The organism is Glutamicibacter sp. AGC46 (genome assembly GCF_053543715.1).
Genome location: NZ_JBLVOJ010000015.1, coordinates 37,921 through 42,344, shown reverse-complemented (window position 1 = coordinate 42,344; position 4,424 = coordinate 37,921). Strand labels below are relative to the sequence as shown.

General features: G+C 54.3%; 4 protein-coding genes. 3 read left to right on the top strand and 1 reads right to left on the bottom strand.

All coding sequences use genetic code 11. The features are described from left to right. From ACNPM8_RS10615 to ACNPM8_RS10605, 3 genes are all read left to right on the top strand, one after another. The coding region (locus ACNPM8_RS10615) for a hypothetical protein (protein ID WP_448939817.1) at positions 1 to 752 on the top strand (752 nt) is incomplete at its 5' end. Between the two features lie 273 nt (positions 753 to 1,025). Beyond that, complete coding sequence (locus ACNPM8_RS10610; protein WP_208294297.1) at positions 1,026 to 1,769, top strand: DUF5819 family protein; 744 nt, start codon at positions 1,026 to 1,028, stop codon at positions 1,767 to 1,769. A 3-nt stretch (positions 1,770 to 1,772) separates the two neighbouring features. Continuing rightward, positions 1,773 to 2,756 carry an HTTM domain-containing protein gene (locus ACNPM8_RS10605; RefSeq protein WP_133834863.1) on the top strand — a complete coding sequence of 328 codons (984 nt, stop codon included), beginning with the start codon at positions 1,773 to 1,775 and terminating at the stop codon, positions 2,754 to 2,756. Between the two features lie 62 nt (positions 2,757 to 2,818). On the opposite strand, the gene ACNPM8_RS10600 is transcribed toward ACNPM8_RS10605, so the two are convergent. Next, positions 2,819 to 4,201, bottom strand: coding sequence for an NAD-dependent succinate-semialdehyde dehydrogenase (locus tag ACNPM8_RS10600; protein WP_332489117.1), 1,383 nt, complete (start codon positions 4,199 to 4,201; stop codon positions 2,819 to 2,821). Positions 4,202 to 4,424 lie beyond the last annotated feature (223 nt).

Sequence of the window (4,424 nt, the reverse complement as noted above, 5' to 3'; positions counted from 1 at the left end):
CTGACGCTACCGATGCAGTTGATGCTGACGCTACCGATGCTGATGCCGTTGATGCTGACGCTACCGATGCAGTTGATGCTGACGCTACCGATGCTGATGCCGTTGATGCTGACGCTACCGATGCAGATGGCACGGATGTGGACGGCGACGAAGACGGTGAATACCTGCCAGTGGACATCGTTACTCCACTCGAAGGCTCGACTGTTGAAGGACCTAACGTGCTCGTGAAGGGCACCTCGGATCCAAATGCTGTGGTAACTGTCAAGGCTACCGAAGTCGCTGATTCCGCTATTGCAAAGGTGTTCGCATTCTTCCAGAACGCCATCGCAGCTCCAGAGCTCGTGGTTACGGCAGATGATGAAGGCAACTGGGAAGTAATCTTCGAAGAAGTTGAAGTTGGCCAATACTCGGTCTTCGCCGATGACGGTCGCACCAACGACACCACCACCTTCCAGGTAGTTGAAGCTGCAGTAGATGCTGACGCTACCGATGCTGACGCTACCGATGCTGACGCTACCGATGCTGACGCTACCGATGCTGACGCTACCGATGCTGACGCTACCGATGCTGACGCTACCGATGCTGGCGATAACGACAGCAACGATTCGGGCAAGAACGATTCTAAGAACGATTCCAAGAAGGACAAGTTGGCCGACACCGGCGCAAACGCTCCACTGGTAATCGGCGGAATCGCCTTGCTGCTGGTCCTCGCAGGTGGAGCCGTAACCGTGCTCCGTCGTATGAAGGCCTAAGCTATCGTAAAGTAGCACCATAAATCTTGAGCTGGGCAGCTAATATTAGCTGCCCAGCTCAAGACTTTTTATTTGGCACATGACTTAGATGTGGCTGCGCATCTGAACCTTGTTCTGTTGGAATATAGTTCTCTTAAATAGGCGAGTAATCGATACAGAAGATTTCAGTAGCTGGCTGAATGCCCGGCAAAGTGTTCAGCAGAGACCGATGTCGATAGAAAATTTGGGCAATGACGGCAAGCGGAATGACGCCCTGACATTCGAGAGGTAAGGATGACCAAAAAAGGTCACACGCGAAGGCTGATAGCCGTAATTGTTGCGTTGGTAATGGTCCTTGGTTATAGCGCAGTAGCAGTATCCATGGCAGTGGAAGCATCTAATCCAGTGAAGCGCGAATTATCGCCGTTCTTCAGTCAGAAATGGAATGTTTTTGCTCCCAATATTCAGAAGCGCGACTCCTACTTGGAGGTTCGCTCCCGGGCATATGACGACGACGGGAAAATCACAGAATCGGAATGGATTCCCGTTACCGAAGTAGAGCGACTACTGAATAAAGGCAGCTTGGCCCCCTCCCGGATTCAAAAACTTTCTCAAAACACCACCAGTGTTTACCTCTCACGATTCAACAAGCTGAAGTCCGATCAGCGGGAAACTGCACGGAAGAACTTTGTCTCTGTTGACGGTAAGAAACGCGATGTCATGACCGACAGTGAAGTCGTCAAAGCCATCCAGGGTGAAGAAAAAAACTCATCACGTGTAGTGAGCTTTGTACGTATGGATTACATGCTTGTTCGCTACGCCACGGTTTACTCTGAAGCCTATACCGGGAAGAAAGCACGTGATGTGCAATGGCGCATCGTCGGAGATCGAAATAACGACTTCAACCACCGCTTCATGGACGACGCGCAATTCGAAACGAGCGTGCGAACCTTCGGATGGCGTGCGGCTGATGCCAGCCCGTACGAACATGCCGTGGAGCATTTGGAGAACATGATTGACCGCCAGGAAGGCCGATAGGAAATGACATCTCTTATTGATAAATTCGGCAACTGGCTTCTCGAATCTAAACACTCTCTGATCAGCTTCTCGTTGCTGCGTATTATTTACGGCATCGGTATGCTCACCGTCTTGCTGCCAAGCATGGAAGACCGTTCCATACTTTGGGGGCCAGCCTCCTGGTGGGTTGATCCGGAAGCCAAACGGCGCGGCTACTGGACCTTTGACACGATTCTTACCAAGAGCGACGAATTGCTCTTCAGCCTTGGGTACATGGCTTTCATAGCCATCGTGCTGATCTTCATCGCTGGCTGGAAGACTAAGTACATCACGCCGTTGTTCCTGCTGTTCCTCGTTGCGTTGCAGTCCAACAACCCATATCTCACCAACGGCGGGGATACGCTAACGCGAATTACCTTGCTCTTCCTTGTTTTCGCCAACCTCAACGAGCATTTCTCAGTGGATTCTTGGTTGCGGCGACGTAAGGGAAAGACCGTCAATCGCAAGAACAAGCCAGCATGGAACGCGGTCCACAATATCGTGCTTCTGCTGTGCATGGCGCAGATCGTCATTGTCTACGTTATCTCCAGCTATCTGAAAGTCATCGGGGATAACTGGCTTGATGGAACGGGCTTCTACTATGCCTTGAATTTGGAGTCTTATCAGATCTACCCAGGACTCAACGAGCTGATTTGGCAGTCCAGTTTGTTCATCAAAATATCATCGTGGATGACTCTGATTGCCCAGGGCGGTTTCATCATTTTCATTCTGTGGCGCAAGCTGCGTCCATGGGCTGTGGCGGTCCTATTCACTATGCACATGGGCATCGCGCTTCTACTGGCAGGTCTCTGGCAGTTCTCGTTGGTCATGATCGCTTTGGACTTGCTCTTCATTTCCAATAAGGAATGGGCGGCGATCGCTGGATTCGTGAACAGAAAGATTCTTCGAAGGCGCTCGATCGAAGACGAACTTTTCGAAGAAAAGGAACTGGTTGCAGCTGGACGATAGCTAAACACAAAAATATGGGGTAGCTGAACTTTTGGTTCAGCTACCCCATATCGTTTAAAGAATTATTCGCCTACGTAGAACAGGCGCTTGTTCACGAATTCGTCCATGCCCAGCGGGCCAAGCTCGCGGCCGAAGCCCGAACGCTTCACGCCGCCAAATGGCATTTCTGCACCCTCTGCGCTGGCTGCATTCACGTTGGTCATGCCGGACTGCAGCTTCTGAGCCACCCTGGAGGCACGCTCGACGTCGGTGGAGTGCACCGAACCGCCCAAGCCGTAAATGGTGTCGTTGGCCAGCTCAGTGGCTTCCTCGTCGCTGGATACCTTGTAGACCACTGCTACCGGGCCGAAGAGCTCCTCGTAGTAGGCACGCATCTCCTTGGTGATGCCGGTGAGCACCGCAGGGGAGTAGTAGGCCGAAGGGCCGTCGTGCAGCACGCCGCCGGCGTGCAGGGTAGCGCCCTTGGCCACGGCGTCCTGGACCTGCTCGTGCAGGGACTCTGCCGCCTTGCGGGAGGACAACGGAGCGAAGGTGCCCTCGGCTTCCGCCATCGGGTCGCCAGGCCGCAGGCCTTCGGCACGCTTGGTCAGTTCGGAAACGAACTCGTCATAGATGTCTTCCATGACGATCATGCGCTTGTTCGAGTTGCAGGCCTGGCCGGTGTTGTCGATGCGGTAGCCCCAAGCGGTATCCACGATGCCCGGTACGTCATCGGAGTCCAGGACAACAAATGGATCCGACCCGCCCAGCTCCAGTACGGCCTTTTTCAGGTTGCGGCCGGCCTGCTCGCCGATAATGGCGCCAGCGCGCTCCGAGCCGGTCAAGGAAACACCCTGGATCCTGGAATCGGCGATGATGGTGGAGATCTGGTCGTGGGTGGCGAAGAGGTTGTTGTAGACGCCGGCCGGCACGCCAGCCTCATCCATGATTTCCTGGATGGCCAGTGCTGAACGCGGGCAGGACTCGGCATGCTTCAAGATGATGGTGTTGCCCAGCATCAGGTTAGGTGCCGCGAAGCGCGCTACCTGGTACAGCGGGAAGTTCCACGGCATGATGCCCAGCAGCGGGCCAACCGGGCGCTTCTGAACGACGGCCTTGCCGCCGGAGAAGGACTTGATCTCCTGGTCCGCTGCCAAGGCTGGTCCCTCGGTGGCGAAGTACTCGAAGATCTCCTGGCAGAATTCAGCTTCGCCCACGGCCTCGGACAATGGCTTGCCCATTTCGGTGGTCATGATCCTGCCGAGTTCTGCTGCGCGCTCGGCGAAGAGCGTGCCTACCTTGGAAACAATCTTGGCGCGTTCGTTGATGTCAACGTCCTGCCATGATTCGTAGGCGCTCTGCGCGGCAGCCAGCGCCTGTTCGACTTGCTCATCGGTGGCCGCGGCGAATTCCTCGACGACTTCACCGGTTGCCGGGTTCAAGACCTTGTAGGTTGGGGCGCTCATCAATGCTCCTGTCGTATGCACAAAAGTGGTCAGCGTAAGCCGTGTGGATCTAACGCTAGCGGACTCCACGCAATAAATGAATGTAATTCACTTCATATTGCGTCTACTCCGAGCTTATCCGCAGAAACAACATTCAGCCACCAAGGAACAGCAGGTATTTGGCTTGAGCAGAAGTTGCAGACGGAAGCGAATGAAAAAGCCGCGGGTTTCAAGACTTGTCTTG